The sequence below is a fragment of the Burkholderia sp. PAMC 26561 genome (assembly GCF_001557535.2).
Lineage (GTDB): Bacteria > Pseudomonadota > Gammaproteobacteria > Burkholderiales > Burkholderiaceae > Caballeronia.
This window is the reverse complement of sequence record NZ_CP014306.1, coordinates 2,072,444-2,099,282: the sequence shown is the minus strand read 5'-3', so window position 1 is coordinate 2,099,282 and position 26,839 is coordinate 2,072,444. Positions and strand designations below refer to the sequence as shown.

Annotated in this window: 25 protein-coding genes, 1 tRNA gene and 1 pseudogene; 14 read left to right on the top strand and 13 right to left on the bottom strand. The window is 60.7% G+C overall.

Annotated elements, in window-relative coordinates; all coding sequences use genetic code 11:
• Nucleotide 1: 1 nt before the first annotated feature.
• Nucleotides 2-889, bottom strand: a complete 888-nt coding sequence (locus tag AXG89_RS09730; RefSeq protein WP_062170486.1) for a LysR family transcriptional regulator — start codon at nucleotides 887-889, stop codon at nucleotides 2-4.
• Between the two features lie 166 nt (nucleotides 890-1,055).
• Here AXG89_RS09730 and ilvD point away from each other — a divergent pair, with 166 nt between their 5' ends.
• Both ilvD and AXG89_RS09720 read left to right on the top strand, forming a co-directional pair.
• The gene (gene ilvD / locus AXG89_RS09725) at nucleotides 1,056-2,729 is read left to right on the top strand and encodes a dihydroxy-acid dehydratase (RefSeq protein ID WP_061998765.1); all 1,674 of its coding nucleotides are present in this window, start codon (nucleotides 1,056-1,058) and stop codon (nucleotides 2,727-2,729) included.
• A gap of 108 nt (nucleotides 2,730-2,837) precedes the next feature.
• Nucleotides 2,838-3,182: a c-type cytochrome gene (locus AXG89_RS09720; RefSeq protein ID WP_069638342.1), complete on the top strand. Its 345-nt coding sequence runs from the start codon at nucleotides 2,838-2,840 to the stop codon at nucleotides 3,180-3,182.
• A gap of 21 nt (nucleotides 3,183-3,203) precedes the next feature.
• Here AXG89_RS09720 and AXG89_RS44325 read toward each other — a convergent pair whose 3' ends face one another.
• The 3 genes from AXG89_RS44325 to AXG89_RS09705 form a co-directional block, all read right to left on the bottom strand.
• Nucleotides 3,204-3,614, bottom strand: a complete 411-nt coding sequence (locus AXG89_RS44325) for a DUF2486 family protein (protein WP_305954607.1) — start codon at nucleotides 3,612-3,614, stop codon at nucleotides 3,204-3,206.
• Between the two features lie 98 nt (nucleotides 3,615-3,712).
• Entirely contained in the window at nucleotides 3,713-4,144 is a 432-nt protein-coding gene (locus tag AXG89_RS09710; RefSeq protein ID WP_061998764.1) for a DNA polymerase III subunit chi, read from the bottom strand.
• A 49-nt stretch (nucleotides 4,145-4,193) separates the two neighbouring features.
• Nucleotides 4,194-5,702, bottom strand: a complete 1,509-nt coding sequence (locus AXG89_RS09705) for a leucyl aminopeptidase (RefSeq protein WP_062169461.1) — start codon at nucleotides 5,700-5,702, stop codon at nucleotides 4,194-4,196.
• Nucleotides 5,703-5,924: 222 nt separating this feature from the next.
• On the opposite strand from AXG89_RS09705, the gene lptF reads away from it, so the two are divergent.
• From lptF to AXG89_RS09680, 5 genes are all read left to right on the top strand, one after another.
• On the top strand, nucleotides 5,925-7,022 hold the full coding sequence (gene lptF, locus AXG89_RS09700; RefSeq protein ID WP_061998762.1) for an LPS export ABC transporter permease LptF: 1,098 nt from the start codon (nucleotides 5,925-5,927) through the stop codon (nucleotides 7,020-7,022).
• Between the two features lie 3 nt (nucleotides 7,023-7,025).
• Nucleotides 7,026-8,174, top strand: a complete 1,149-nt coding sequence (gene lptG, locus AXG89_RS09695; RefSeq protein WP_061998761.1) for an LPS export ABC transporter permease LptG — start codon at nucleotides 7,026-7,028, stop codon at nucleotides 8,172-8,174.
• Between the two features lie 40 nt (nucleotides 8,175-8,214).
• The gene (locus AXG89_RS09690; protein WP_062169460.1) at nucleotides 8,215-8,583 is read left to right on the top strand and encodes a sirohydrochlorin chelatase; all 369 of its coding nucleotides are present in this window, start codon (nucleotides 8,215-8,217) and stop codon (nucleotides 8,581-8,583) included.
• Between the two features lie 185 nt (nucleotides 8,584-8,768).
• Complete coding sequence (locus tag AXG89_RS09685) at nucleotides 8,769-9,110, top strand: helix-turn-helix domain-containing protein (protein ID WP_061998759.1); 342 nt, start codon at nucleotides 8,769-8,771, stop codon at nucleotides 9,108-9,110.
• Nucleotides 9,100-10,404, top strand: coding sequence for a type II toxin-antitoxin system HipA family toxin (locus AXG89_RS09680; protein ID WP_062169459.1), 1,305 nt, complete (start codon nucleotides 9,100-9,102; stop codon nucleotides 10,402-10,404). The genes AXG89_RS09685 and AXG89_RS09680 overlap by 11 nt, the downstream gene beginning before the upstream one ends.
• Before the next feature lie 59 nt (nucleotides 10,405-10,463).
• Here the strand turns inward: AXG89_RS09680 and cobA are convergent, their stop codons facing one another.
• From cobA to AXG89_RS09650, 6 genes are all read right to left on the bottom strand, one after another.
• On the bottom strand, nucleotides 10,464-11,219 hold the full coding sequence (gene cobA / locus AXG89_RS09675; RefSeq protein ID WP_062169457.1) for a uroporphyrinogen-III C-methyltransferase: 756 nt from the start codon (nucleotides 11,217-11,219) through the stop codon (nucleotides 10,464-10,466).
• A 9-nt stretch (nucleotides 11,220-11,228) separates the two neighbouring features.
• Nucleotides 11,229-12,554, bottom strand: coding sequence for a sulfate adenylyltransferase subunit 1 (locus AXG89_RS09670; RefSeq protein ID WP_172811961.1), 1,326 nt, complete (start codon nucleotides 12,552-12,554; stop codon nucleotides 11,229-11,231).
• Between the two features lie 30 nt (nucleotides 12,555-12,584).
• The gene (gene cysD / locus AXG89_RS09665) at nucleotides 12,585-13,547 is read right to left on the bottom strand and encodes a sulfate adenylyltransferase subunit CysD (RefSeq protein ID WP_062000733.1); all 963 of its coding nucleotides are present in this window, start codon (nucleotides 13,545-13,547) and stop codon (nucleotides 12,585-12,587) included.
• Nucleotides 13,548-13,614: 67 nt separating this feature from the next.
• Complete coding sequence (locus AXG89_RS09660) at nucleotides 13,615-14,346, bottom strand: phosphoadenylyl-sulfate reductase (protein ID WP_062169455.1); 732 nt, start codon at nucleotides 14,344-14,346, stop codon at nucleotides 13,615-13,617.
• On the bottom strand, nucleotides 14,343-14,879 hold the full coding sequence (locus tag AXG89_RS09655; protein WP_062169453.1) for a DUF934 domain-containing protein: 537 nt from the start codon (nucleotides 14,877-14,879) through the stop codon (nucleotides 14,343-14,345). Before AXG89_RS09655 ends, AXG89_RS09660 begins: the two co-directional genes overlap by 4 nt.
• A 12-nt stretch (nucleotides 14,880-14,891) precedes the next feature.
• Nucleotides 14,892-16,571, bottom strand: coding sequence for a nitrite/sulfite reductase (locus AXG89_RS09650; protein WP_062169451.1), 1,680 nt, complete (start codon nucleotides 16,569-16,571; stop codon nucleotides 14,892-14,894).
• Between the two features lie 220 nt (nucleotides 16,572-16,791).
• On the opposite strand from AXG89_RS09650, the gene AXG89_RS09645 reads away from it, so the two are divergent.
• The 4 genes and pseudogenes from AXG89_RS09645 (at nucleotide 16,792) to AXG89_RS09630 (ending at nucleotide 19,624) form a co-directional block, all read left to right on the top strand.
• On the top strand, nucleotides 16,792-17,733 hold the full coding sequence (locus AXG89_RS09645; protein ID WP_061998752.1) for a CysB family HTH-type transcriptional regulator: 942 nt from the start codon (nucleotides 16,792-16,794) through the stop codon (nucleotides 17,731-17,733).
• Nucleotides 17,734-17,830: 97 nt separating this feature from the next.
• Nucleotides 17,831-18,934, top strand: a pseudogene (locus AXG89_RS09640) (ABC transporter substrate-binding protein); the annotation flags it as partial.
• Between the two features lie 122 nt (nucleotides 18,935-19,056).
• Nucleotides 19,057-19,141 (top strand) — tRNA-Leu (locus AXG89_RS09635).
• A 189-nt stretch (nucleotides 19,142-19,330) separates the two neighbouring features.
• Nucleotides 19,331-19,624 (top strand): hypothetical protein, encoded by a 294-nt coding sequence (locus AXG89_RS09630; protein WP_143325560.1) that lies wholly within the window; start codon nucleotides 19,331-19,333, stop codon nucleotides 19,622-19,624.
• A gap of 266 nt (nucleotides 19,625-19,890) precedes the next feature.
• On the opposite strand, the gene AXG89_RS09625 is transcribed toward AXG89_RS09630, so the two are convergent.
• A complete protein-coding gene (locus AXG89_RS09625; RefSeq protein ID WP_062169447.1) occupies nucleotides 19,891-20,916 on the bottom strand; it encodes a zinc-dependent alcohol dehydrogenase family protein in 1,026 nt (341 codons plus the stop codon).
• 115 nt (nucleotides 20,917-21,031) lie between these two features.
• Here AXG89_RS09625 and AXG89_RS09620 point away from each other — a divergent pair, with 115 nt between their 5' ends.
• Both AXG89_RS09620 and AXG89_RS09615 read left to right on the top strand, forming a co-directional pair.
• Nucleotides 21,032-21,946 (top strand): LysR family transcriptional regulator, encoded by a 915-nt coding sequence (locus AXG89_RS09620; RefSeq protein WP_062169446.1) that lies wholly within the window; start codon nucleotides 21,032-21,034, stop codon nucleotides 21,944-21,946.
• Nucleotides 21,947-22,039: 93 nt separating this feature from the next.
• Nucleotides 22,040-23,701, top strand: coding sequence for an NYN domain-containing protein (locus tag AXG89_RS09615; RefSeq protein ID WP_062169444.1), 1,662 nt, complete (start codon nucleotides 22,040-22,042; stop codon nucleotides 23,699-23,701).
• A gap of 70 nt (nucleotides 23,702-23,771) precedes the next feature.
• Here AXG89_RS09615 and AXG89_RS09610 read toward each other — a convergent pair whose 3' ends face one another.
• A complete protein-coding gene (locus tag AXG89_RS09610) occupies nucleotides 23,772-24,068 on the bottom strand; it encodes a hypothetical protein (RefSeq protein WP_061998746.1) in 297 nt (98 codons plus the stop codon).
• Nucleotides 24,069-24,153: 85 nt separating this feature from the next.
• Nucleotides 24,154-25,875, bottom strand: a complete 1,722-nt coding sequence (gene poxB / locus AXG89_RS09605; protein ID WP_061998745.1) for a ubiquinone-dependent pyruvate dehydrogenase — start codon at nucleotides 25,873-25,875, stop codon at nucleotides 24,154-24,156.
• Nucleotides 25,876-26,110: 235 nt separating this feature from the next.
• On the opposite strand from poxB, the gene AXG89_RS09600 reads away from it, so the two are divergent.
• Nucleotides 26,111-26,824, top strand: a complete 714-nt coding sequence (locus AXG89_RS09600; RefSeq protein WP_062169442.1) for a pseudouridine synthase — start codon at nucleotides 26,111-26,113, stop codon at nucleotides 26,822-26,824.
• Nucleotides 26,825-26,839 lie beyond the last annotated feature (15 nt).

Genomic DNA, 26,839 nt, shown 5'->3' with positions numbered 1-26,839 from the left:
GTCACGGCAGCGCGGGCACGGTGGCCGCATGAGCGCGCACTATATCGATAAAACCGGCGAGCACCGGGCTGACCTCCGCCGCGCGCCACATCAGACCCGTCTCGACGACCGGCCCGGATTCGAGCAACGGACGATACACCACTCCGGTCCTTCGCAGATGACGCAGCGATTGCGGCACGAGCGCGACGCCCATTCCAGCGGACACCAAACTGACGATGGTCTGCATCTGGATGGCCTCCTGCCCAATGCGCGGCATCAGGCCGGCGGCGCCGTAGCAGCCCATGATCATGTCATAGAAATCCGGCGCGAGACGCCGCGGAAAGACGACGAGCGGGGCGTCGGCGAGCCGGTGGAGGCTTACGGGCGTATCGGACCATTCCTCGGCGCCCAGGTCCAGTTCGGCCGCGGCATCGCTCGACATCGCGATGACGAGTGGTTCGCGCGCGATCGGCAAATACGACAACGCCACCGCGTGACGCGGCGGCAACGGCGGAATGACCAGACCGGCATCGATTCGCCCCGCCACCAGCTCTTCCACCTGCACGTCGCTGGTCGCTTCCACGAGTTGCAGCCGCACGCCAGGGTATCGCGCGCCGAAATCGCGCAGCAGCAAAGGCAAGAGGCCGTAATCGGCGGTGGAAACGAACGCCAGCGATAAAACCCCCGCCTCGCCCCGCGCAAGCGACTGCGCGAGCGGCCGCAGCGCGTCGGCGCCGGCCAGCAGCCGCCGCACCTCCGGCAGCAAATCCTTGCCGACGGGCGTCAGCTCGACCGAGCGCTTGGTCCGCACGAACAACGCCACGCCGAGCATCTCCTCGAGCGAGCGAATGGCCTGCGACAACGGCGGCTGGGTCATCGCAAGCCGTCCGGCCGCCCGCCCAAAGTGCATTTCCTCGGCAACCGTCACAAAATACCGCAACAATCTGAGTTCGATGTTTCGCGTTTCCACTGATACCTTCCGCGACCTTATAGACCCTGAATAATATATTGGACACGCGTTCGCGGAAGCTCCATCCTTCTGCGATCAAACAAAAATATTCTCAAGGAGCCCCCACATGGCCTTCAATCGCCGCTCGAAAAACATCACGCAAGGCGTCGCGCGTTCCCCGAACCGCTCGATGTATTACGCCCTCGGCTACAAGGAAGAAGACTTCGACAAGCCGATGATCGGCATCGCGAACGGTCACTCCACCATCACGCCGTGCAATTCGGGCCTGCAAAAGCTGGCGGACGCCGCCGTCGAATCCATCCGCAAGTCGGACGCCAATCCGCAGATTTTTGGCACGCCGACGATTTCCGACGGCATGTCGATGGGCACCGAAGGCATGAAGTACTCGCTTGTCTCGCGCGAAGTGATCGCGGATTGTATTGAAACGGCGGTGCAAGGCCAGTGGATGGACGGCGTGGTCGTGATCGGCGGCTGCGACAAGAACATGCCGGGCGGCATGATCGGCCTTGCGCGCATCAACGTGCCGGGCATCTACGTGTATGGCGGGACCATTCGGCCGGGCAACTGGAAGGGCAAGGACCTGACCATCGTGTCGTCGTTCGAGGCCGTGGGCGAGTTTTCGGCCGGGCGGATGTCGAAGGAAGATTTCGACGGCATCGAGAGAAACGCATGCCCGTCGAGCGGTTCGTGCGGCGGCATGTACACGGCGAACACCATGAGTTCGTCGTTCGAGGCGCTCGGCATGTCGCTGCTGTATTCATCGACGATGGCGAACCCCGACGAGGAAAAAGTCACGTCCGCGGCGGAATCTGCGCGCGTGCTGGTCGAAGCCGTGAAAGCCGACCTCAAGCCGCGCGACATCATCACGAAGAAGTCCATCGAAAACGCCGTCGCGCTGATCATGGCCACGGGCGGCTCGACTAACGCCGTGCTGCATTACCTGGCTATTGCGCACGCCGCGGAAGTGGAATGGACCATCGACGACTTCGAACGCATGCGCAAGAAAGTGCCGGTGATCTGCAATCTGAAACCGTCGGGCCAGTACGTGGCGACCGATCTGCACAAGGCGGGCGGCATTCCGCAAGTCATGAAGATCCTGCTCGACGCCGGCATGCTTCACGGCGATTGCATCACGATCACGGGCAAGACGCTCGCGGAAGAATTGAAGGACATTCCGTCGAAGCCGCGGGCTGACCAGGACGTGATTTTCCCCATCGACAAAGCGCTTTACGACGAAGGTCATCTCGCGATCCTGAAGGGAAATCTGGCCACGGACGGCGCGGTCGCCAAGATCACCGGCCTGAAGAACCCGGTGATCACGGGCCCGGCCCGCGTGTTCGAGGACGAGCAAAGCGCAATGACCGCGATCGTCGCGGGGCAGATCAAGGCCGGCGATATCGTCGTGCTGCGTTACCTCGGGCCGCAAGGCGGTCCCGGCATGCCGGAAATGCTGGCGCCGACGTCGGCGATCGTCGGCCAGGGCCTGGGTGAATCCGTGGGCCTCATTACCGATGGCCGTTTCTCCGGCGGCACCTGGGGCATGGTGGTCGGCCACGTCGCGCCGGAAGCGTTCGTGGGCGGCACGATTGCGCTGGTCAAGGAAGGCGATTCGATCACCATCGACGCGCACAAGCTGCTGCTTCAACTCAACGTGGACGACAAGGAGATCGAACGCCGCCGCGGCGAGTGGAAGAAACCCGCGCCACGATATACGCGCGGCGTGCTGGCCAAGTACGCCGCGCTGGCGTTGCCGGCGAACAAGGGCGCTGTGACGGGTTGATCGTCCAAGTTCGCAGCCGAACGTCCAGGGGCGCACGATGCAGATCGTGCGCCCCTTGTCTTTTATACTGTGGCGCAACCGGCCAGGTTAAAAACCAACGGAGACCACATGGCGTTCGGTATTCGATTGAGCAAATGGGGAATTGCGTGGGTGCTTGTTTGCAGCGCAGCAAACGTTCATGCGCAACAGCCGACAAACTCCGATCCGCGTCTTGTGCTCGCTCAGGGCAGCAACTGCATGAGCTGTCATTCGATATCGCGCGATTTCATGGGGCCATCGTTCAAACATGTCGCCGCCCGATACGCGGACGTTCCCGGCGCCCATGAGATCGTGGCGCGCAAGATTGCGGAAGGCGGTGTGGGCGACTGGGGCGTCGTGCCGATGCCCGCCAATACGCAAGTCACGCCCGATCAGGCGCACGCTTTGGCGGACTGGATTCTTTCGTTGAAGTGATGTCCGAATGACGTCCGAACCTTAGCCACGGCCCCGCCGTTCCAGCTCGTCCGCCACAGCTTCCCGCACCCACTCCGTCAGCTCTGTTTCAAGCGCCAGCGCGACTTCGCGCGTGATCTGGCTGACAAGCCACGTGGAATGCTCCTGCAAGGATTCGCGGCACCGCTCTTCGATCAGCGTGCGTCCATCGCCGGTGAGGAAATGAGTAAACCGGCCGCGCAGCCGTTCCGCGATCTGGTCGGCATCGCGGTCGGTGCCGTGCGCGACTGCGCCAGGCGCAGCCACCGCAGGCGACAACACCGGCTCAGGCGCACGCGGCGCCACGCGGGCACGCTCGGCGCGTCCGGGCACAATGACATCGGTGAGAACAGGGATGGAGGAATCGAAGTTATCGGGTGATTCGGCCGTATCGGGCGCGGTGGTGATGGGCACGAGTGGACTCCGTCTTGATGGCAGGCACGCCTTTAGGATAACGGCCGGCGTTTTCGGGGATCATACCCTGTACGCGGCGGCGCGCCATCCCGGAGGTTTCACGCTCCGGCGCCCTGTTTGTAGTTGTTGAGCACATACCCGCGATCGCGATAGAACCGGTAGCGCTCCCGCCCCGCCACGAGTTCATGCTCGTCGTTGCCGACCACTTCCAGCAGCCGTTCAAAACGCGCGAATTGGGGCGGCACGGCGGCGCCGAGGTTCAGCAGGATCTGATGCTGCTGGTTCTCCAGCACCGTATCGAGCGACGCCGCCAGCAACACCGGCGTGTCGGCCGCAAGTGCGCTGTCCGCCATGCAATGCGGCACGAATTCGAGCGGCTTGAACGTCCACAATTGTTCGTCGAAACGTTTCAGCCGCTCGGGTTCGGCCAGCACGATCAACGGCTGGCCGCTCATGTACGCCTTGCGTGCGAGGCGGCAGGCGTACGCAATCGAATCGCCCACATTCGAATGAAAGTCGATCCGCGTCATGCCCGCGCCTCCCTGCCGGCGCCCGTAATGCTCGATACGCGCAAACTCATTACCCCGCGCGATCCACGAGGAATTGCGTGAGCAACGGCACCGGACGGCCGGTTGCGCCCTTCGCAGCGCCGCTCTTCCACGCCGTACCCGCGATATCGAGGTGAGCCCAGGGATAGTTCTGCGCAAAGCGCGAGAGGAAACACGCGGCCGTAATCGCGCCGCCCGGCCGGCCGCCGATATTTGCAAGATCGGCGAAATTCGACTTCAGCAGGTCCTGATATTCGTCGTCGAGCGGCATGCGCCAAGTCGGATCGATCGCTTCCTTCGATGCATCCAGCAGTTCGCCCGCGAGCGCGTCGTCCTTCGAGAACAGACCCGTGTTGTGATGGCCGAGCGCGACCACGCACGCGCCGGTCAGCGTGGCGATATCGATCACGGCGGCCGGCTTGAAGCGTTCCACGTAGGTCAGCGCGTCGCACAGGATCAGCCGGCCTTCGGCGTCGGTGTTCAGCACTTCGATGGTCGTGCCCGACATGGACGTCACGATGTCGCCCGGCTTCACTGCGTTGCCGGCAGGCATGTTCTCGCAGGTCGGAACCACGCCGATCACGTTGAGCTTCAGTCCCATTTCCGCGATGGCGCGCATGGTGCCGAACACGGAACCGGCGCCGAGCATGTCGTACTTCATCTCGTCCATGCTGTCGCCCGGCTTGATGGAAATGCCGCCGGTATCGAACGTGATGCCCTTGCCGACGAGCACGACCGGCGCAGCCTTCGCACCCGCGCCCTGATGATGCATCACGATAAACGCAGGCGGTTCGATCGAGCCTTTCGCTACCGACAGGAACGAGCCCATGCCGAGCGCTTCGATCTGCTTCTGGCCGAGCACTTCGACCTTCAGCTTGAATTCCTTACCGAGTTTTTTCGCGGTATGGCCGAGATACGTCGGCGTGCAGACGTTCGGCGGCAAGTTGCCGAGCTCCCGCGTCAGGTCCATGCCGTTGGCGAGCGCCGTGGCGTGCTTGACCGCGAGCTTCGCGGCTTTTTCGTCGGTCGCGTCGATGCTGAACACAACCTTTTTCAACGCACGATCGCCGTTTTCCGGCTTGCTCTTCATCTGCGTGAACTTGTAGGTCAGCTCGCGCAGCGCGAGGATGGCGCAGCGCACACCCCAGTCGCCGGTGCGCTCGGGCACGGGCAATTGGGCAAGGGTGAATGCAACATTTGCAATCTTCGTGGCGAGCAACGCGCGCCACGCGGCGCGTGCCGCTTCCGCATAAGCCTTCTGGTTGAAACCGTCCTGCTTGCCGAGACCCACCAGCAAAATACGCGATGCGCCCAGACCCGTCACTTCGGTCAGCATCAGCGTGGAACCTGCCTTGCCGCTCATGTCGCCGGCTTTCACCGTGCGCGTGAGCAGACCCTTGGTCGCCAAATCAATCTCGCGGGCTGCGCCCGTCAACGTCTGCGCTTCGAACACGCCGAGCACTACTACATCGGCTTTTCCGTTAAGGAAACCATTTGCCGAGCCTTTGCTCCAATCACAGGCTTTTATGCTAAAGTCCATCGCGCTTATCCTCGGATAAAATCTTGGCTGAAGGATGAAAGCCGCAATTATCCGCTATTTTTTCCGAGGCGGTCACAGGTAGCGATGCCCGGATCGAATGTCTGCCCTCATGACTTCGTCCAGTTTGCACGTTTGTCATCGCATGGCGGCCAGATGCGGCCGCCAAGATGGGCCCGCATATCGTCCAACCGTCAGTCGCCGCCGGCTTCAAGCTATCAATCAATGATCTTCCAACGCTCCCTTCAGCGTGAACTCGCGTACACCGCCGGTGCCGTATTCATGGTGCTGCTGACCATCATGCTGACCACCATGATGATCCGCATCGTCGGCTTCGCGGCGTCAGGCCAGGTCGATCCGCGCGACGTCGTCGTGCTGATCGGACTCACCGTGATCGGTTATCTGGCCGTGATGCTGATCGTCACGCTGTTCGTCTCCATTCTTTTTGTGCTCACGCGCTGGTATCGCGATTCGGAAATGGTCGTGTGGCTTGCGTCCGGCGTGAGCCAGACCGCACTGATCAGGCCCGTCGCCGTATTTTCCACGCCGATCATCATCCTGATCATCTTCTTTGCGTTCATCGGCTGGCCCTGGTCGAACCAGCAGAGCAAACTCATCAAGGCACGTTTCCAGCAGCGCGATGAAGTGTCGCTGCTCGCCCCCGGCCAGTTCCGCGAATCGCCGACGAGTCACCGCGTGTTTTTCATCGAGAAGATGTCGCCGGACCAGGGGCATGTGCAGAACGTGTTCGTGACCAGCACGGAAGGCGGCAAGGTGAACGTGGTGGTATCGAAGAATGGTCATACCGAAACGCATGCGAACGGTGACCGTTTCGTCGTGCTGGAAAACGGCCGCCGATACGACGGCATTCCCGGCCAGCCGAATTTCCGGATCATGGAATTCGAGCGATACGGCGTGAAGATCCAGAGCCAGCAGTTCGTGAATACGCCGTCGACCACAGGCATGTACACGAACGAACTGCTTGCCGACCCAAGCCGCACGAATCTTGCTGAAATCGCCTGGCGCGCCGGGTTGCCGCTCATCGCGCTCAACCTCATGCTGCTTGCCATCCCGCTTTCGTACCAGAATCCGCGACGCAGCCGAACCATCAATCTCGTCATGGCCGTGCTGATCTACCTGACTTATTCGAACCTGCTGAACGTTGTGCAGTCATGGATCGAGCAGGGACGCGTTTCGTTTGTCGTCGGACTGCTCGGGCTGCACATACTGGTTTCGGTGCTGGTGGCGTTCATCTTCTGGATGCGCATTCGCAATCGGCCGCTGTTCCGGCTGTCGAGCCTCACGCGTTCGAAGGGGGCCTGACGCATGCGCATTTATGAACGGTACTTCGCGCGTCAGATTTATCTCGCGTTCATTTTCATTCTATTTGCATTCTCCGGCCTGTTCTTCTTTTTCGATCTGATCAATGAGCTGAATACGGTCGGGCACGGCAACTACAAATTCGGTCTGGCGGTGCTTCGGGTCGCGCTGCAAACGCCGTCGCGTTTTTACGAAATCATCCCCGTCGCCGCGTTGATCAGCGCCATCTACGTGTTCGCGCAAATGGCTGCGGCGTCGGAATTCACCATTTTCCGTGTGTCGGGATTGTCGACCGGCAAGGCGTTGCGTTCGCTGATGAAAATCGGCATTCCGATGGTCCTGCTCACTTATGTTATCGGCGAAGTGGTGGGCCCCTACTCCGATCAGCTTTCGGAAAAGGTCAGGCTGGAGGCGCTGGGGTCGTCGGTATCGATGAACTTCGAATCCGGCGTCTGGGTGAAGGACACGCTGACCGCACGCGCCGACGGTGAGCAGGTCACGCGTTTCGTGAACGTCGGCACCCTCAATCCTGACACGACCATTGCGGACGTGCGGATCTATGAGTTCGATTCATTGTTGCGCCTGACCAACGTGCGCATTGCAAAAAGCGGCGTATTCCAGCCACCGGGTCATTGGAAGCTTACGGGCGTGACGGACACGCAACTCGTCGATGCACCGCCGCAAACGGTGAACCCCGGCGACGCCCTGAATCCGGTTTATCGTGCGCAGCAGACAACGTTGCCCGAGTATTCGTTGCGCTCCGAACTGACGCCGCAGATTCTCTCAGTGCTGCTGGTTTCGCCCGACCGGATGTCGATGTTCAACCTGTTTCGATACATCCAGCATCTGACGGAAAATCATCAGGATTCGCAGCGGTATCAGATCGCGTTCTGGCGCAAGATCTTGTATCCGCTCGCGGTGCTGGTGATGCTGGTGCTGTCGCTGCCGTTCGCGTACCTGCACACGCGTGCTGGCGTAGTCGGCGTGAAGGTGTTTGGCGGCATCATGATCGGCATGAGTTTCCAGTTGATCAACACGCTGTTTTCGCACATCGGCACGTTGAATACCTGGCCCGCGCCCGTCACGGCCGCGGCGCCTGCACTGGCCTATCTGATAGTCGGATTGATCGGCCTGCGCTGGGTCGATCGGCACTAGAGACACCAGGCACTCGGTTTCGCCCTCTGTGGAGCATGCAATGAGCAAGCACGGCATGATTTTGTTTGGTCACGGCGCACGTGATCCGCGTTGGGCCGAGCCCTTCGAACGCCTCGCGACAAAGCTGCGCGCCCAGCGCAGCGATCCGGTTTCCCTCGCGTTCCTCGAATTGATGACGCCGGATTTGCCCATGGCGATCGAAAAGCTTGGGTCGGACGGGTGTGATGTCGTTACCGTCGTGCCCGTGTTTTTTGGCCAGGGCGGCCATATCCGGCGGGATCTTCCTGAGTTGCTGGATCGATGCCGCGCAATGTTTCCATCGGTCGAGATCAAGTGCGCGGTGGCGGTCGGGGAAGATGAAGCGGTGCTGGAAGCAGTTGCGCAGTATTGCCTGCGCCAGATCGGATAAGCTCGGCAGATTCAAGCGCTTCGAGCCTCGCGCACTCTATTGAAACAGCAAAAACAGTCATATCTGACCAATTAAACCAGTTTATTGGTCAGATATGACTATTTTTTTCGCTCAACAAGATTGATGTCGCGTCGAATTTGTCTATACTGACTAATTAAGTGGGTTTATATGTCAGATAAGACAAAATGAAACGCAACAACAAGGACTTCATCTCTCCTGAACTGGACCAGCGGGCGACCTCGTTCGGCCGCGCGGTTGCCGCCGCACGCATCGCGCGCAACATGACGCGGCAAGACTTTTCCGAGCGGGCCAACATGAGCCCGAGCACCCTGGCACGCATTGAAAGCGGCGACGTCTCCGTGAGTTTCGCATCCTGGCTTCAGGCATTCGACCGTGCAGGCCTTCTCGGTACGCTCGAGCCGCTCGCCAATCCTCAGAACGACCGGATAGGCGAAGCACGCCGCCAGATAGAGTCCCGTGTGCGCCCACGCAAGAGCGCAGCGAAGACGGACGACTATGATTTTTAATACCTCGACGTGGAGCAAATACGTCTTCATTACGCTGGAAGGGTCGTCGGAGGCCGTACCTGCCGGCAAGCTCGAACTCCTCGAGGAAGGAATCAGACCGACTGCATCGACTTTCGTCTATGGAAACAAGTATCTGCAACGCGCGAACGCCACGGCCGTAGACCCGGTCAGCATGCCGTTGAGCGAGGCAAAAAAAACAAAAGAAGTGGTGTTTCAACCACCAGCGGGACTGGCGTTATTTGGCGCGATTCGCGACGCGGCGCCGGACTTCTGGGGCCGGCGGGTTATCGAGAATATGCTGCGGGCAGCGCCCGATGGTCTGCCCGAGACCGAATATCTCGCTCATGCCGGTCCGCACCGCACGGGCGCGCTCGATTTCAGGGACTCGCCGACCTCACCTGCGGAGCCGGGCAAATTGCCGGATGCAAAAGCGCTGTCCTATCTACTCGATGCCGCCGCGATGATTCAGGAAGGCAAGCCGGTTCCGAAGAAACTGCAATTGCTATTTAGCGTAGGCGCGACGTTCGGCGGCGCAAGGCCAAAAGCCGTGCTGCTCGACGATAACCGCCAGTGGGTCGCAAAATTCCCGGTTGCCCGCGACGGTTTCAACGTGCCGCTGGTAGAACGCGCAACGCTGGAGCTTGCCCGTGAGTGCGGCATGCGGGTGCCGGCGACCCGGTCCGTTCACCTTCCCGACGGACGCGATGTCATGTTGATCGAGCGGTTCGACCGCGTGCCGTTGCCGGAGGGAAGCTTTGGCAAACGGCACGTCGTCAGTGCTCTAACCATGCTCAAGATGCACGAAAGCGATACTGCCTCCGCCAGCTACACGGATCTGTCGGATACGCTGAGCGAGCGCGGCGCGGTTGGTTTTGTCGCGGCTGACAAGCTCGAACTGTTCAAACGCATGGTGTTCAACATCCTCGTGACGAACGACGACGATCATCTTCGTAATCATGCGTTTGTGTGGGACGGTGCGAACAAGGGTTGGCGCCTGAGCGAGCTTTACGATGTAGTCCCGAAGCCGCAGGTCGGCTCCGAACGTTTCCTGGTGCTCGGCGTCGGTCCGGCAATGGGCCGCCTGGCGACGCTCGATAATGCTCTCTCCGCTGCGGGGCGGTTCGGGCTTCTCAAACACGCTGCAGCGGAAATCATCCAGCATCTGTCGGGTGTAGTACGGGAATGGCGAACCTACTTTGAGGCGTTCGATGTCCCCAAGTCCGAGTGCGACAAGATCGCCTCAGCGTTTCGCAAACCGCAGAGCATAGGGCTGCGCGAAGTCGAGAAGGTTTAGCGCAATAAAAAAGTCCCCTGCCGGTCATCGACCGGCAGGGGACTTTCAATCGAAAGACATCAAGCCGCCGCTTGCAAGGCCGCTTTCACCTGACCGGCTTCTGCCAGCGCGCGCTCCGCGAACGCCTCACCGATCATCAGCAAACTCGGCTGCGATGCATCGAGCCAATCCTGTGCATCACCACGTGCCATTTCACCCAGCGTCAGCGTCAACGAACGCTCGCGCTCGGTACTGCAGGCCTCGACGATAGCAACCGGCGTCGATCCCGCCCGTCCTGCATCGATCAATTGCTGCGCAATCTCCGGCGCGCTGTCGCGGCCCATGTAGAACACGAGAGAATCGGCGCTGGCCTGCTCGCGGATCTCGTCGCTGTCCGGCGCGCGGCTATAGGTCGCCAACGCCACGCTCCGCGATACCCCGCGCAACGTGAGCGAGCGCTTCAGCGTCGCAGCGCTCGCCAGCGCGGCCGTGATCCCCGGCACCACTTCATATTCGATACCCGCGGCTTCGAGTGCGCGCATTTCTTCATCGGCGCGACCGAAAAGCATGGGGTCGCCTCCCTTCAAACGCACGACGATGTCATGCTCGCGCGCGGCATCGACGATCTGCTTGTTGATGAAATGCTGCGCCGTCGAACGCTGTCCGCAACGCTTGCCGACGGCGATCCGATGCGCGTCGGGCGCGTAGTCAAGCATGGCGGGCTCGATCAGCGCATCGTGCAGAACCACTTGCGCCTGGCTCAGCAGCCGGGCGCCGCGAACCGTGATCAGGTCTGCAGCACCAGGCCCCGCGCCGATCAGATAAACCTTACCCATAGTCATTGCTCAGGCTGAGAACGAGCGAATCATCCCGGCCGCAACCGTGTGATGCGTCGCTTCATCGATAAGAACGAACGCGCCGGTACCCTGATGCGTATCGTAGGCATCGCAGACGATCGGCTTTTGCAGCGTCAGCGCCACGCGGCCGATGTCGTTCATGTTCAGATCACGACGATCAACCGAATGCAACAGCGTATGCACGTCCAGCACTTCCTTGATCGCACCGATCCGCGCGAACACCGTGTTCGTGGTCTGCTTGAGCAAGTACTTGCGTTGCGGTGAAAGCGGTTCTTCGTCGAACCAGCAAAGGTCGGCATCGAGCTTTTTCGCCGGCTCCACCTTCACGCCGGTCGCGTTGCGCGGCACGAACGTATCGCCGCGCGAGACATCGATATCTTCGGCAAGGCGGATGGTCACCGTCTGGCCCGCGAACGCGCGATCTACTTGCCCGACACCGCCCGGCACCGGCGCAATGATCTCGGCCACCGTGGCATCCCGGTTGGCGGGCAGCACGGTGATGGAATCGCCGAGCTTTACTTCGCCCGACTCCACGCGCCCCATGTAACCGCGGAAATCGTCGGCCTTGTTGCCGTCCTGACGCGCGACCCATTGCACCGGAAAGCGCAGCGCCTGCTCGACAGGCTGCGCTACCGGCAATGCTTCGAGCAGATCGAGCAGCGGTTCGCCCGCGTACCACGGCATGCGTTCGCTGGCGGTCACGATGTTGTCGCCCTTCAACGCCGATACCGGCACGAAGCGCACATTGCTGATATTGAGCCGGCGCGCGAGCTCGACATAAGCATCGCGGATCTCGTTGAAACGCGACTCGCTGAAGTCGATCAGGTCCATCTTGTTGATCGCGACGATCACGTGCTGCAGCCCGAGCAACTTGACGATCGCGCTATGACGCACGGTCTGCGGCAGCAATTGCGCAACGCCGTCCTTGAACGTGACGCGCGTGGCGTCCACGAGAATGATCGCGGCATGCGCCGTGGATGCGCCCGTCACCATGTTGCGCGTGTACTGCTCGTGTCCGGGGGTATCGGCGATGATGAACTTGCGCTTCGCCGTCGCGAAATAGCGGTATGCCACGTCGATGGTGATGCCCTGCTCGCGCTCGGCTTCGAGGCCGTCGGTCAGCAGCGACAGGTCGATTTCATCGCCGACGGTGCGCTTGTTCTTCGCGCGCGACAACGCCGACAACTGATCCGACAACACCGCCTTGCTGTCGAACAGCAAGCGGCCGATCAGCGTGCTCTTGCCGTCGTCCACACTGCCTGCGGTGATGAAGCGCAACACGCCGAGGTCTTCGGGTTGATGAATGCTCATGATGTTTCCCTGTTCCTTGTGCCAGCGTGAGGCTTAGAAATAACCTTGTTTCTTGCGCGTTTCCATGGCCGCCTCGGACGCTTGGTCGTCCATGCGCGTGGCGCCGCGTTCCGTGATTTCCGTCACGGCCGTTTCCGCGATGATCTTCTCGACGTCGTCAGCGTCGCTTGCAACCGGGCACGTGCAACTGATGTCGCCAACGGTACGGAAACGCACTTGCGCCACCTCCGATACTTCCCCTTCCTGCAGCGGCGTGAGCGGCGTCAGTGGCACGAGCAAGCCGTTGCGTCGGATGATCTCGCGATCATGCGCGTAATAGATCGACGGCAACTCAAGCTTCTCGCGTCCGATGTATTGCCAGATATCCAGTTCGGTCCAGTTCGAGATAGGGAACACGCGCAAGTGCTCGCCGTTATGCAAACGCGCGTTATAGATGCTCCACAATTCCGGGCGCTGCGCTTTCGGGTCCCACTGGCCGAACTCATCGCGGAAAGAGAAGATGCGTTCTTTCGCACGGGCCTTTTCTTCATCCCGACGCGCGCCGCCGATCAGCGCCGTATAACCATGTTCTTCGATGGTCTCGAGCAATGTCACCGCTTGCGCCGCGTTACGCGAGTCCGTTTCGCGACGCAGGCGCACGGTGCCTTTCTTGATCGAATCCTCGACGTGACCGACCACCAGTTCAGCGCCAATTTCAGCGGCGCGGCGATCGCGGAAGTCGATGACCTCATTGAAGTTGTGGCCCGTGTCGATATGAACCAGCGGAAACGGCAGCACGGTCTTGCGGCCCGCGCCCAGGCCAAACGCCTTCAACGCGAGATGCAGCACGACGACCGAATCCTTGCCGCCCGAGAACAGCAGCGCGGGCTTGCTGCATTCGGCGACGAGTTCGCGCAGGATATGAATCGACTCAGCTTCGAGCCAGTCCAGATGGTCCATCCGCGTCCCGCGATTGGCGATGGGCGCGTTGACTGTTGAATCGAGCGTGCTGCTCATATGCGTCGTTCCTCGGTTACTTTGCACGGCACCAGGTGGAGGCGCCGTGCGTCAATATCAAATACGTTCAGAGCGCCGAACTGGGCGCGACGCTCCGGTCTTCCACGATCTTGATGTTCGTGACGTGCAAGCCGCATTCCTTCGTATCCCGCGACTCCCACCACCAGCGGCCGGCCCGGCTGTCTTCGCCCGGACGGATTGCGCGTGTGCATGGCTCGCAGCCAATGCTCGGATAACCACGCGCATGCAGCGGGTTCACGGGGACATCGAAGGCTTTCAGATAATCCCAGACTTCTGCCTCGGTCCAGTCCGCAAGCGGATTGAACTTGGCGATACTGCGCGGTGCATCGTGTTCTTCTTCGTGCAGTTCCACGCGTGTGACCGACTGCTCGCGGCGCTGTCCCGTGACCCATGCGCTCACGTTGCTCAGCGCACGATTGAGCGGCTCGACCTTGCGAATGCCGCAACAGCTTTTGCGTAGATCGACGCTTTCATAGAAGGCGTTCAGACCGTGGTCGCGAACGTATTCTTCGACCGCTTCCGGCTGCGGGTGAAACTGTTCGATGTCGTAGCCATAGCGCTCTTTCACGCGATCGAGCATGTCGAGCGTTTCAGCATGCAAACGACCGGTGTTGAGCGAGAAGATGCCGATCTTCACCCCACGCGAAAGAATCGCGTGTGTGAGCAACATGTCTTCGGCGGCAAGGCTGCTGGCTAGTTTGACGTTCGCATGGCGTTGCGCGATGGAATCGAGCAACGCGTCCAGGCGTTCGACTTTGGCTTGCAGTTCGACATTCATGCAGCGGCCCCGGCAGCTTTTTCACGGCGGCGGAACAGCGGGTCCGGATCGTCGACCGCGCCTTGATACGGGATGCTCAGTTCACTGAACGCGTTCAACGCGTCGTGAATGTCCTTGTCGGCGCGAACGGCGAACGCGTCGAAACCGCAGCGTTCATGAAAGCGCAACTGGTCGCGCAGCACGTCGCCAATGGCGCGCAACTCGCCCTTCCAGTGATAACGCTCGCGCAGCAAACGGCCGATGCTGAAACCGCGGCCATCGCTGAACTTCGGAAAGTCCACCGCGATCAGCGCGATCTTGTCGAAGTCTTCGACCAGTTCGGCGGGTTCGTCGTCGGGAGCAAGCCAGACGCCGATCGGCTCTTTCTTGTGCGCCGAACCTAGCGATGCCTTGTGCGCTTTCCACCACGTGAACGGCACGATCACCTTGCCGGGCAGCAACGCATCGACAGCAGGCAGCGTACCGTCTTCACCTGCACGCACCACGTGCCAAGTGTCTTCAACCACTTCGCGATTCTTGATAATCGAAGCCATGTGCTTTATTCCTCAGACATGCGCCGGCTGGCGCGACGCGTACACGCGTTCCTTGAACGGCGCAATTCCGATACGGCCGTACGTCTCGATGAAACGCTCGCCCTCGATGCGATTCTCAACGAAGGTATCGATGACTTGCGACACCACGTCGGGCATCTCTTCCGCCGAGAACGACGGGCCGATCACGCGGCCCAGATGCGCGCCCGTTGCGCCCGAGCTCTGCTCGCCGCCAAGCGTCACTTGATACCACTCCGAGCCGTCCTTATCGACGCCAAGAACACCGATGTTGCCAATGTGATGATGACCGCACGCATTGATGCAACCGGAGATGTTCAGCGTCAGATCGCCCAGGTCATATACGTAGTCGAGATCGCTGAAGCGTTCCTGAATGGCTTGTGCAATCGGGATCGACTTCGCGTTGGCGAGCGAGCAGAAATCGCCGCCCGGGCACGCGATGATATCGGTCAGCAAACCAATATTCGATGTCGCAAACCCCAGCGCCTTCGCGCGTTCCCACACCGCATGCAAGTCGCGCTTCTTCACGTTCGCCAGGATCAGGTTCTGCTCGTGCGAGACACGAATTTCACCGAATGAATATTCATCGGCGAGATCGGCGACGGCTTCCATCTGCACGTCCGTTGCATCGCCGGGAGCAATGCCCGTGGGCTTCAGCGACAACGTCACCGACGCATACCCCGCCACCTTGTGCGGCCGCACGTTACGTTCGATCCAGCGCGCGAACGGCTTGCTGTCGATCAGATGCTTTTCATACGATGCATCCGTGTCCGGCAGCTTTTCATATGCGGGCGGAGCGAAGAATTGCGATACCCGGTCAAGCTCTTCTTGCGTGAGCGTGGAAGGACCGTCCTTCAAGTGGGCCCATTCTTCTTCCACTTGCTGCGCGAATTTGGCGGGGCTCAGCGCCTTCACGAGGATCTTGATACGCGCCTTATACATATTGTCGCGACGGCCGTAGCGGTTATACACACGCAATACGGCTTCGCAATACGTCAGGAGATGCTGCCACGGCAGATCTTCCTTGATCACCGCGCCGACGATCGGCGTGCGTCCCAGACCGCCGCCCGCCAGGATGCTCGCGACGACTTCACCGGCCTCGTTCTTCTTCAGATACACGCCCAGATCGTGCACTTGCACGGCCGCGCGATCTTCCACCGAACCATTCACCGCGATCTTGAACTTGCGCGGCAGCCACGCGAACTCCGGGTGGAAGGTCGACCATTGACGGAGAATTTCCGCCCACGGACGCGGATCGACGATTTCATCGGGCGCCACGCCGGCGAACTGATCAGCCGTGATATTGCGGATGCAGTTTCCCGACGTTTGAATGCCGTGCATTTGCACCGACGCCAGCTTGCGCAGGATCTCGGGCGTTTCTTCGAGCTGGATCCAGTTGAACTGGATGTTGGTGCGCGTCGAAAAGTGGCCGTAATTGCGGTCGTGCTCACGCGCGATGGTGCCGAGCATGCGCATCTGGTCGCTGCGCAGATTGCCGTAAGGAATCGCGATGCGGTGCATATACGCATGGCGCTGCATGTAGAGACCGTTCTGCAGGCGCAGCGGACGAAATTCCTCTTCGCTCAACTCGCCGGACAAACGTCGGCGCACCTGGTCGCTGTATTGAGCGACGCGTTCGTCGACGATTTTCTGGTCGATCTGATCGTATTGATACATTCGGGGGCCCCAGTTTTTAGTAGTTCCGTCAGGACGGCGTCCTAGCCACGCCGCACATCGATATCAGTAGAGTCATGCGCCGCAATGCCGTTCGGACATTGCCCTCATTTGCTTATGACAAATACAGATATCGATATTGGAAAAATTGTCTCGATGGTAATAAACTTCCTATATATTGCAAACGACTGATAAATTACTTTGATATGCGGATGGGTTATATATGAATCTGCACCAGTTTCGCTTCGTGCGCGAAGCCGTCCGGCAGAACTACAACCTGACCGAAGCTGCTAAAGCGCTGTTTACGTCGCAGCCGGGGGTATCGAAGGCAATCATCGAGCTCGAGGATGAACTCGGAGTCGAAATCTTCACACGTCATGGCAAACGGGTACGTTCGCTGACGGAGCCAGGGCGAATTATCCTGGCATCGGTGGAAAAAATCTTGCAGGAAGTCGAGAGCCTCAAACGGGTCGGTAAGGATTACGCCGCGCAGGACCAGGGCAACCTCGTAATTGCCGCCACGCACACCCAGGCGCGCTATTCGTTGCCGACAGCCATCGCCGAGTTCAAAAAGCGTTTTCCCAAGGTCCACCTTTCGATCTTGCAAGGAAGCCCGACGCAAGTTGCCGAAATGGTCATCCACGATCAGGCGGACATCGCGATCGCGACCGAGGCAATCGCCAACTATAAGGAACTGGTCTCGTTGCCGTGTTTCCAGTGGCATCACGTGGCCGTGGTGCAGCCCGATCATCCACTGCTCGAGCGCAAGCTGTTGACGCTCGACGACCTGGCGCAATACCCGATCATCACGTACGACAATGCGTTCGCTGGCCGCTCGAAGATCAATCAGGCGTTCGCGCTGCGCCACCTGACGCCGGACATCGTGCTGGAAGCAATCGATGCCGACGTGATCAAGACGTACGTGGAACTCGGATTGGGCGTGGGCATTCTCGCGGACATCGCCTTCAACCCGGAACGCGACAAACATCTTCGCGCGATGCCTGTTGGCCATCTGTTCGGCACCAACGTCACGCGGCTCGCGTTGAAACAAGGTGCGTATCTGCGCAGTTATGTATACACGCTCGTTGAACTGCTTTCGCCTTCCATGAACCGCAAGCTCATAGAACAGGCGCTTTCGGGCGAGCACGAAAGCTACGAGCTTTGATTCCCTCTTTCTAAACCACACCTCTTCGCGGAGACCATCCAATGAAGTTGTCGAAGTTCATGCGGCCGGCGCTCGTGTTCAGCGCGGTCGCTTTTTTAGCGCAGCGGCCAGCGCGCAGTTGAAGGTTGGCATCGACTTGTCGAGTACGGGGCCAGCGGCCGCTATCGGCATCACGAGCAAGAACGCAATGCTGATGTGGCCGAAGACCATCGCGGGTCAGCAGGCCGAATACATCATCCTCGATGACGGATCGGACCCGGGCGCCGCCGTGCGCAATATCCGCAAGCTGATTACCGAAGACAAGGTCGATGTCATCGTCGGACCGAACATCACGCCGGCAGCGCTCGCGGCGCTCGATCCGGTCGCGGAATACCAGACGCCGATGATCACGCTGATCGGATCGGCATCGGTGGTCGAGCCGCAGGAAGGCAAGAAAGTGTGGGCGTTCAAGATGGCCCAGACCGACCGCGCGATGGCCGACGTGATGACCCGCACAATGGTCAATCGCAACGTGAAGACGGTGGGTTTCATTGGTTTCGCCGATAGTTACGGCGATAGCTGGTTCAACGAGTTTTCCAAGTTCGCCGAGTTGCGGCATATCAAGGTGGTCGCGAGCGAGCGGTTCAATCGCACCGATGCCAGCGTGACCGGCCAGATTCTCAAGCTGATGGCAGCGAAGCCGGACGCAGTGCTGATTGCGGGCGCGGGTACACCGACCGTATTGCCCGAGCGCACGCTGGTCGAGCGCGGCTACAAGGGCGCGATCTACCAGACGCACGGCATTGCGACGCCGGAATTCATCAAGCTCGGCGGCAAGGACGTGGAAGGCACGCTCTTCCCGACACAACCGGTCGTGGTCGCGCGGACGTTGCCGGCGGATCATCCATCGAAGAAAGCGGCGCTTGTTTTCGTCGATGCTTACGAGGCCAGGTACGGCAAAGGCACGGTGACCCAGTTTGCCGGCGATGCAGCCGGTGTCTATCCGCGCTTGCAGGATGCAGTTGGGCGCGCGTTGAAGGCCGGGCAACCTGGAACGCCGGCGTTTCGCGTTGCGTTGCGCGCGGAACTGGAACACGCGCATGAGCTGGTCGTGCCGAACGGCGTGGTCAGCACCAGCGTCACGGATCACGTCGGGCTGGACCAGCGGGCGAGCGTGATGGGCATCATCAAAAACGGCCAGTTCACGTATTTGAGCCAGTGAACTGTGTTATCCAGGGCAGACGTTCAGAGGCTTGCCGCCGCAAACGATTTTAGGCATAATCGCTGACTTGCCGGTTGGCGTCGGATTTACTCCGGGTCTGCTGGCAAGTTCAAATGCTGTTTGCCCGGGTGGTGAAATTGGTAGACGCAGGGGACTCAAAATCCCCCGCCGCAAGGCGTGCCGGTTCGATTCCGGCCCCGGGCACCACGCAAATATCTGAAGTCCTCATCTGAGTCCACACGCAAAAGCCTCTCTTGGCTGCGGCCCATGTTCGTTCCCACACGAATACGAAGCGGCGTTCTCAAGTTTCCTCAAAATTTGCCGTAAAGTCTTCCATGGTCTCGGGAAATGCATTGCTTTCCGGGCGTACAAGGCAACGCAAGCGATGAGAGCGACATGGCAGACCCAGCGCGAAGACTCTATGTACAGATGGCGACGGTCAACGCGCTAATGGTGCTGGCCACGCTCGTCCTCACCGGCTTCACCCTGAGCGCGTGGTACTTCTTGCCCGGTGTCCAGTACATTGGCCTGACCATCGTTGCATGGGCAATGCGCTTTGCGGTCTTTTCCGTGATTCGCCGCTACTTCGCGCGACGCAACTGGCAAAGCCTGATCGCCGAGTGCGGCGGCGACGAACAACGCGCCTACGCCATGCTGCTGCAAGACATGGGCTACGGGCGGATCAACTAAGCTGGGCCGACACACCCCGCCTTTGAGCATGCGCGCCGAACATCGCGGCCTTCGCCACGATCACCACCATCGGCAGCGCCGCGAAAATCCACAGCCGCGCAGAACAGGGACGACGCCTCATAGGAAAACTTGTCGGCGACCCGGATTGTCGCGGGTATGGCGAGCACAAGACCAAACGATGTCCCACGAACGCCAGCGACACCGCGTGTGCAGAGAACAAATCAGCGCAATGTACGGCATTGCGCTGGCGGGTTTTATCGCGTGGGTCATGGTTTGGCGACCTGCACCACGACCTTGCCGAACGGACCACGCTTCAGATGTTCGAACGCTTGCGGCACTTCTGAAAACGGATACACCGCATCGATAACCGGCTTGATCTCGTGCCGGTCGATCATGCGCACCACGTCTTCCAGCACGCGGCGCGGCCCGACCGCGATTCCCACCACCGATGCCCTGCTGCCAAGCAACTGCAGGATAGGCAGCGTGAGCTGATCCGATTCCAGCAATCCGATCACCGAGATCCGGCCGCCCGTCGCCACGGCCTGAAGCGAACGCGCGAGGTTATCGCCGCCGGCCATCTCGAGGATGTGTTCCGCGCCACGGCCATGAGTCAGCTTGCGGACTTCGTGCTGCCAATCGGGCGTCTTGTGGCGGTTGATGCCGTGCGTTGCGCCGAGTTCGAGCGCGCGGGCGATTTTCTCGTCGCTGCTGCTGGTGATGATCACCGTCGCGCCGTTCGCCGCTGCAAGCTGGACCGCGAATAGCGACACGCCGCCGGTTCCCTGCACGACAACCGTGTGACCGGCGTTCAGATGACCTAGCTCGATGAGCGCCATCCACGCCGTCACGGCCGCGACGGGCAGCGTGCTGGCCTCGGCCGCCGTCAGCGATGCCGGCGCCGCCACGCACCACTCCGCCGGCGTCGCGATGAACTCGGCCAGCATGCCGGGCAGCGGTCCGCCTTGCGTGGGCGCCTCGGCCCATGAGCGCGGTGCGCCATCGATCCAGCCCGGAATGTAGGCCGAAATCACGCGATCACCGACCGCAAAGCGCGTCACGCCCTCGCCCAGTTCCACGACGCGTCCGGCCATATCGGAACCCGGCGTGAACGGAAATTCGAGAGTGTTGCCCATGCCGTTGTCGACGACTTCGGCATCGCGGTAATTCAACGAGACCGCTTCGACCTGCACGAGCATTTCGCCCGGCTTTGGCATGGGACGGGGCGCGGTGCGCATAGCGAGTTTATCGAGGCCCAGCGACGGGACTTCCCAGCGATTGATGGTGGTGTTCATGAGCGTTGGACTCCGTAATTGGCGATGTCTCATGCTAGGCAGCGCCGGGTTCCGGAGTAAGTAGGGTAGAGTTCCGCTCTGTGCGGAGGTTTGTCTCCGTAATCGGGAGATGAAGATGGACAGCGTCAGCGCCTTCAACGTTTTCGTTCAGGTCGCGGAGACACGAAGTTTCGTGGCAGCGGGCAGGTTGCTCGGGGTATCGGCGTCGGCGGTCGGCAAGCGTGTGAGCGCGCTGGAGGAAAGGCTCGGTGTGCGGCTGTTTCACCGCAGCACACGCAGCGTCACCCTGACGTCCGAAGGCGCGCTGTTCCTTGAGCGCAGCCGCCGCATCCTCGCTGAAATCGAGGCGGCGCAAGCCGAGTTGTCCCAGGTGAATGTCGCGCCGCGCGGCCGCTTGCGGGTCAGCCTGCCGCTTGTCACCGAGCCGTTCCTGCATGTGATCGCCGGCTTCAAACTGGCTTATCCGGCCGTAGACCTGGATCTGGATTTCACGGACCGGCAGGTGGATATCATCGAAGAAGGATTCGATGCCGTCATTCGCACCGGCGATGTGCTCGACTCACGTCTCACGAGCCGGCGCATGGGCGCGTACCACATGCTGCTGGTCGGCTCGCCCGCGTACTTCGAGGCACGTGGGAAACCTCTGAGCGCAAACGATCTGATGCAGCACACATGCATTCAGTTCCGATATCCCAATACAGGAAAGCTGGAGGTCTGGCCTCTTCACCGGGACGAAGTGCAAACCGACTTTCAACTGCCGCCGTCGATTGTCTGCAACAGCCTTGAAGCGCGGATCTGCTTCGCGTTGCAGGGCGTGGGAATCGCTTATCTGCCGGATTTCGCGATCCACGAGCATCTGGCGTCGGGCCGGCTGGTCGACGTGCTCGACGACTGCGCGCAGAGCGGCGGGACGTTTCGCATCATGTGGCCATCGGGCAAACATGTGGCTCCGAAATTGCGGGTGTTCATCGACTTCATATGTGAGCGATGTTTTCCGCCGGCCGCGCCAACACTCCATTCCGCGTGCTGATTGTTTTTCACGCCGCAAACCGCGCCGCACAAACAGATATCATGTGCGCACATTAATACTGCCGTGTACGCCCGGCATTCTGCTGGAGTTTCTATGGCCTCATTCCCCGAAAGCGTCAGCATGGCGTTGTTTTGCGACTTCGAAAACGTCGCCCTCGGCGTGCGCGACGCGAAGTACGACAAGTTCGACATCATGCCGGTGCTCGAACGTCTGCTGCTCAAGGGCAGCATCGTGGTGAAAAAGGCTTACTGCGACTGGGATCGCTACAAGGGTTTCAAAGCCGCCATGCACGAAGCGAGTTTCGAGCTGATCGAAATTCCGCACGTGCGTCAGTCGGGCAAGAATTCGGCGGATATCCGCCTCGTGGTCGATGCACTCGACCTCTGTTATACGAAGTCCCACGTCGATACATTCGTGATCATCAGCGGGGATTCGGACTTCTCACCGCTGGTCTCGAAGCTGCGCGAGAACGCGAAGAAAGTGATCGGCGTGGGCGTGAAAAATTCGACCTCCGATCTTCTCGTCGCGAACTGCGACGAATTCATTTTCTACGATGACCTCGTGCGCGAGCAGCAACGCGCCATCGCCAAACGTGAAGCGCGCGAGGCCCGTGAAGCACGCGACGCGCGCGATGCGAATGCGGCGGCTGCATCGGCGTCTTCACCGAACAAGCGCGGCTCCGACGAAGACCGCCAGCCCAAGCAGGAAATCGAAGCGCGCAAGGCGAAAGCCATCGCGATTGCGGTCGAAACCTTCGATGACCTCGCTTCCGAGCGCGGCGAAAGCGGGAAGATCTGGGCATCGGTCTTGAAGAGCGCGATCAAGCGGCGCAAGCCTGATTTCAACGAGTCGTACTATGGCTTCCGCGCGTTCGGCAATTTGCTGGAGGAAGCGCAGTCGCGTGGGTTGCTGGAAGTCGGGCGCGACGAGAAATCGGGCGCGTTCGTGTACAGGACGCAGACGGTCGCTGCAGTCGAAACGGTGCGCGAAGTCGAAGCGCCGGTTGTCGCGGCGGAAAACCGTCAGGCGGCGAGATCGGGTGGCGAGCGCAATCGCCGGCGGGGACGCAACACGCGGCCGCAGGCTTCCGAACCGCTCTTCGCCGAGGCGCAGGCCGATATGCCTGCTGAAGCGCAAGCCGAGGCACCTTCCGAAGCGCAAGCCGATGCCCCGGTCGAAGCACAAACCGACTTTGGTGACGAATGGCATCGCAGAAGCGAGCCGAGCGAGCAGTCAAAGCGCCCGGTATCGCCGTTTTATGAAGAAGAGCCCGAAGCGCACCCCGCGACGCAACCCGAAGTTCAGGCCGAGTCGCGTCAAGGATCAGGCCGGGAGCGTAATCGCGGGAATGGACGCAACGCGCGACCGCAGCAGGTCCGCGAACCGCTGTTCGCCGATGCGCCGAACGTCCAGGCTGAACCGCCCTACTTCGATCCCGCGCCGGTGACTGTCGAAGAACCGGCCATTGCGCCGATACCCGCCATCGAGGAGCGCGAGCAAGAAGCGCTTGCGTTGCTGAGCGAGATCACCGAGGCGCCGCAACCGAAGCGCGGCGCGGCAAGGCGCGGGCGTCAGGTGGCATCGAAGAAAGCTGCGGCACCGCCGACCCATGCTGAGCCGGGTGCAAACGTCGATGCCCCTGATACCGTCCAGTCCCAAAAAGCACCCGCGGTCAAGAAGACAGCGGCGAAAAAAGCGTCTCGCAAGACTACGCCACGCAGTCGCTCCAAAGTGGCGGCGACCAGCGAAGAGTAAGCTCGCGACGGCGATAAAAAAAAGCGGCACGCTCACGCGTGCCGCTTTTTCGTATCTACTTCAGGGCCGCTTATTGCGGTGCGCCCTTGTCGTTCGTGCCCATCGCCGATGCAGCCATAGCCGCCGATGCGCCCTTCATGTGCGATGCCTTGTCCTGCTTGTGCAGCGTAGTACCGCCAGCTTCCGATGCCGCTTTCTTATGATGCTTCAAATGCGGCAGATGCGGCTTCGGTTCAACTGGGCTGACCGGCGGCTTGCTTTCGTCGGTCTTCGAACCGCCGCCACCGCCTGCTCCCTGAGCCATTGCCGCGCCTGCAAACGCAAATGCGAGTGCACCAACCAATGCGATCTGCGAGAACTTCTTCATTGCCAATCTCCCTGGAGTTGTAAATCGATTGCAGCATCGCATTGTTGTTCGAAATAACCAGAATTTCAACGAAATCAGAATATTCCTATCGAAAATTAGTCCTCGCGAGCTCTACGATTTCGTCGCCGCGACCGTTCAGGATCGCGCGCAGCATGTAGAGGCTGAAGCCTTTTGCCTGCGCCAGTTCCACTTTGGGCGGCATGGCGAGTTCGTGTTTCGCTGTCACCACGTCCACCAACGCCGGCCCCGGATGCGCGAAAGCCTTCTGCAGCGCCTCTGCGATGTCCTCCGACTCTTCCACGCGGATGCTGAAAATGCCTGCGCCCTGCGCGATCGCCGCGAAGTTGGTCTTGGCCAGATCGACGTTGGTATCGAGGTAACCAGCGGCCTTCAGCTCCATGGAAACGAAGCCGAGCAGACTGTTGTTATAAACCACCACTTTGATCGGCAACTGGAGTTGGCGGGCGCTCAACAGGTCGCCGAGCAGCATCGACAGACCGCCGTCACCCGACAACGAAATCACCTGCCGCCCGGGATGCGCGCCTTGCGCGCCGAGCGCCTGTGGCATCGCGTTCGCCATGGAGCCGTGGTTGAACGAGCCGTGAAGCTGCCGCTTGCCGTTCATCGTCAGGTAGCGCGCCGCCCAGACGGTCGGCGTGCCGACATCGGCGGTGAAGATGGCGTTTTCGTCGGCTGCTTCGTTGATCAGCTTCGTCAGGTATTGCGGATGGATCGGGCGGCCGGGACCCGAGGGTGTCGCGAGTTCATCGAGTCCCTTTCGCGCCGATGCGTAGTGCTTGCGCGCGGTATCGATGAAACCGCGGTCCGGCTTGCGCGTGATCTTCGGCAACACGGCCGCGACCGTTTCCTTCACCGTTCCCACCAGTCCGAGCGACAAGGGCGCGCGCGCGCCGAGCTTCGAGCCGCGCCAGTCGACCTGGATGATCTTGGCGTCAGTGGGATAAAACGGGCGGTACGGGAAATCGCAGCCGAGCAGCAGCAGCGTGTCGCAGGACATCATGGCGTGATAACCCGAGCTGAAGCCGATCAGCCCCGTCATGCCGACGTCATACGGATTGTCCCATTCGATGAACTGCTTGCCGCGCATTGCATGCACGACCGGTGCGCCGAGCGCGTCCGCGAGTGCGACGACTTCGTCGTGCGCGCCGGCAGTGCCGCTGCCGCACATGAGCGTGACGGCGTCCGACTCGTTCAGCATGGCCGCGAGCCTTTCAATATCGATATCCGAAGGCAGGATGGTCGAAGGACCCGTCGACGACCACGATGGCGTCTCGGCAGGCGCTTCGCTCAACGCCACATCCCCTGGCAGCACGATCACCGCCACGCCGCGCTCTTCGATCGCCGTGCGCATTGCGCGGGCGAGCACGCGGGGAAACTGCGCGGCGTTCGAGACCAGCTCGACGTAATGGCTGCATTCCTTGAACAGTTCGGTAGGATGCGTTTCCTGGAAGTACCCGAGCCCGATCTCCGACGACGGAATATGCGCAGCGATCGCCAGGACGGGCTGCTGGTTCCTGTGGCAGTCGTACAAGCCGTTGATCAGATGCAGGTTGCCCGGGCCGCAACTGCCGGCGCAGACGGCGAGTTTTCCCGTCGACGCAGCGTCGGCGCCGGCCGCGAACGCCGCGACTTCCTCGTGCCGCGTGTGCATCCATTTGATCGAGCCGACCTGATCGAGGCTATAGGCAAGTCCGTTCAGGCTGTCGCCCGTCACGCCCCAGATTCGTTCGACGCCCGCTGCGGCCAATGTCTTCGCCAGAAATTCCGCGACCGTGTTTTTTGCCATGTCGTGCTCCTTGAGGAAAAAGAGGGGTGTCGAACCGATAATGCGTCAATGCGGTTTCAGCTTCCTTTCGTGGTTCGCGTGATTTGCGTAGCTCGTGTGATTCGTTCTCACTCGTTGGAAAAGCATAGACCGCAGTGGAAGGCATATCCATGAAAAATGGCCTTTCATGCGCGTTGCTAGAATGTGCGCCCGCCCTTCAATTCGCTTCACTTCACTTGAGCCAGGCAACGCCCCGATGGATCTCGAACGCATTCTCTTCACACAGGGCTTTGGCTCACGCCGGCAATGCCGCGCGCTGATCGCGGACGGGCGCGTGTCCATCGGCGGAGCGGCATGCACCAATCCGGACACCACGATTACCCCGGATGCCTTGATGTCCTTCGAGTTCCATGTCGATGACGTCCGCTGGCAGTATCGCGAAAAAGCGTATCTGGTGCTGAACAAACCGCCAGGCTATGAATGCTCGCGGGACCCGCAGCATCATTTGAGCGTGTTCCACCTGCTGCCGCTGCAACTCGCGGAGCGTGGCGTGCAGTGCGTCGGACGGCTCGATCAGGACACGACCGGCCTGCTGCTTTTGTCCGACGATGGCGCGTTCGTCCATGCGTTCACATCGCCGAAAAAGAAAGTGCCGAAGGTCTACCTCGCAACCACCAAACATCCACTCGATGAAACCCAGCTCGCCGCGCTTCGCGAAGGCGTTCTTTTGCACGGCGAGTCGCAGCCGATCACCGCCGTCTCGGCAAATCAACGCGGCGAACGGCTGCTGGAACTGTCCGTGCTGGAGGGTAAGTATCACCAGGTCAAGCGCATGGTCGCCGCGTCGGGGAATCGCGTGGAAGGACTGCATCGGGAACGCATTGGCGGCTATGCTTTGCCGCCCGATCTCGCTGAAGGCCAATGGCGCTGGCTGAACGACGCCGATCTCGCAATGCTCAGGCAAAGCTGATCGCCCTGCATCCAT

Excerpts from the sequence above, each read along its gene's own strand:
- AXG89_RS09730 (WP_062170486.1), bottom strand. The coding sequence starts at position 889 with ATGCACTTTGGGCGGGCGGCCGGACGGCTTGCGATGACCCAGCCGCCG.
- ilvD (WP_061998765.1), top strand. The coding sequence starts at position 1,056 with ATGGCCTTCAATCGCCGCTCGAAAAACATCACGCAAGGCGTCGCGCGT.
- AXG89_RS09720 (WP_069638342.1), top strand. The coding sequence starts at position 2,838 with ATGGCGTTCGGTATTCGATTGAGCAAATGGGGAATTGCGTGGGTGCTT.
- AXG89_RS09710 (WP_061998764.1), bottom strand. The coding sequence starts at position 4,144 with ATGACGCGGATCGACTTTCATTCGAATGTGGGCGATTCGATTGCGTAC.
- AXG89_RS09705 (WP_062169461.1), bottom strand. The coding sequence starts at position 5,702 with ATGGACTTTAGCATAAAAGCCTGTGATTGGAGCAAAGGCTCGGCAAAT.
- lptF (WP_061998762.1), top strand. The coding sequence starts at position 5,925 with ATGATCTTCCAACGCTCCCTTCAGCGTGAACTCGCGTACACCGCCGGT.
- lptG (WP_061998761.1), top strand. The coding sequence starts at position 7,026 with ATGCGCATTTATGAACGGTACTTCGCGCGTCAGATTTATCTCGCGTTC.
- AXG89_RS09690 (WP_062169460.1), top strand. The coding sequence starts at position 8,215 with ATGAGCAAGCACGGCATGATTTTGTTTGGTCACGGCGCACGTGATCCG.
- AXG89_RS09685 (WP_061998759.1), top strand. The coding sequence starts at position 8,769 with ATGAAACGCAACAACAAGGACTTCATCTCTCCTGAACTGGACCAGCGG.
- AXG89_RS09680 (WP_062169459.1), top strand. The coding sequence starts at position 9,100 with ATGATTTTTAATACCTCGACGTGGAGCAAATACGTCTTCATTACGCTG.
- cobA (WP_062169457.1), bottom strand. The coding sequence starts at position 11,219 with ATGGGTAAGGTTTATCTGATCGGCGCGGGGCCTGGTGCTGCAGACCTG.
- cysD (WP_062000733.1), bottom strand. The coding sequence starts at position 13,547 with ATGAGCAGCACGCTCGATTCAACAGTCAACGCGCCCATCGCCAATCGC.
- AXG89_RS09660 (WP_062169455.1), bottom strand. The coding sequence starts at position 14,346 with ATGAATGTCGAACTGCAAGCCAAAGTCGAACGCCTGGACGCGTTGCTC.
- AXG89_RS09655 (WP_062169453.1), bottom strand. The coding sequence starts at position 14,879 with ATGGCTTCGATTATCAAGAATCGCGAAGTGGTTGAAGACACTTGGCAC.
- AXG89_RS09650 (WP_062169451.1), bottom strand. The coding sequence starts at position 16,571 with ATGTATCAATACGATCAGATCGACCAGAAAATCGTCGACGAACGCGTC.
- AXG89_RS09645 (WP_061998752.1), top strand. The coding sequence starts at position 16,792 with ATGAATCTGCACCAGTTTCGCTTCGTGCGCGAAGCCGTCCGGCAGAAC.
- AXG89_RS09630 (WP_143325560.1), top strand. The coding sequence starts at position 19,331 with ATGGCAGACCCAGCGCGAAGACTCTATGTACAGATGGCGACGGTCAAC.
- AXG89_RS09625 (WP_062169447.1), bottom strand. The coding sequence starts at position 20,916 with ATGAACACCACCATCAATCGCTGGGAAGTCCCGTCGCTGGGCCTCGAT.
- AXG89_RS09620 (WP_062169446.1), top strand. The coding sequence starts at position 21,032 with ATGGACAGCGTCAGCGCCTTCAACGTTTTCGTTCAGGTCGCGGAGACA.
- AXG89_RS09615 (WP_062169444.1), top strand. The coding sequence starts at position 22,040 with ATGGCCTCATTCCCCGAAAGCGTCAGCATGGCGTTGTTTTGCGACTTC.
- AXG89_RS09610 (WP_061998746.1), bottom strand. The coding sequence starts at position 24,068 with ATGAAGAAGTTCTCGCAGATCGCATTGGTTGGTGCACTCGCATTTGCG.
- poxB (WP_061998745.1), bottom strand. The coding sequence starts at position 25,875 with ATGGCAAAAAACACGGTCGCGGAATTTCTGGCGAAGACATTGGCCGCA.
- AXG89_RS09600 (WP_062169442.1), top strand. The coding sequence starts at position 26,111 with ATGGATCTCGAACGCATTCTCTTCACACAGGGCTTTGGCTCACGCCGG.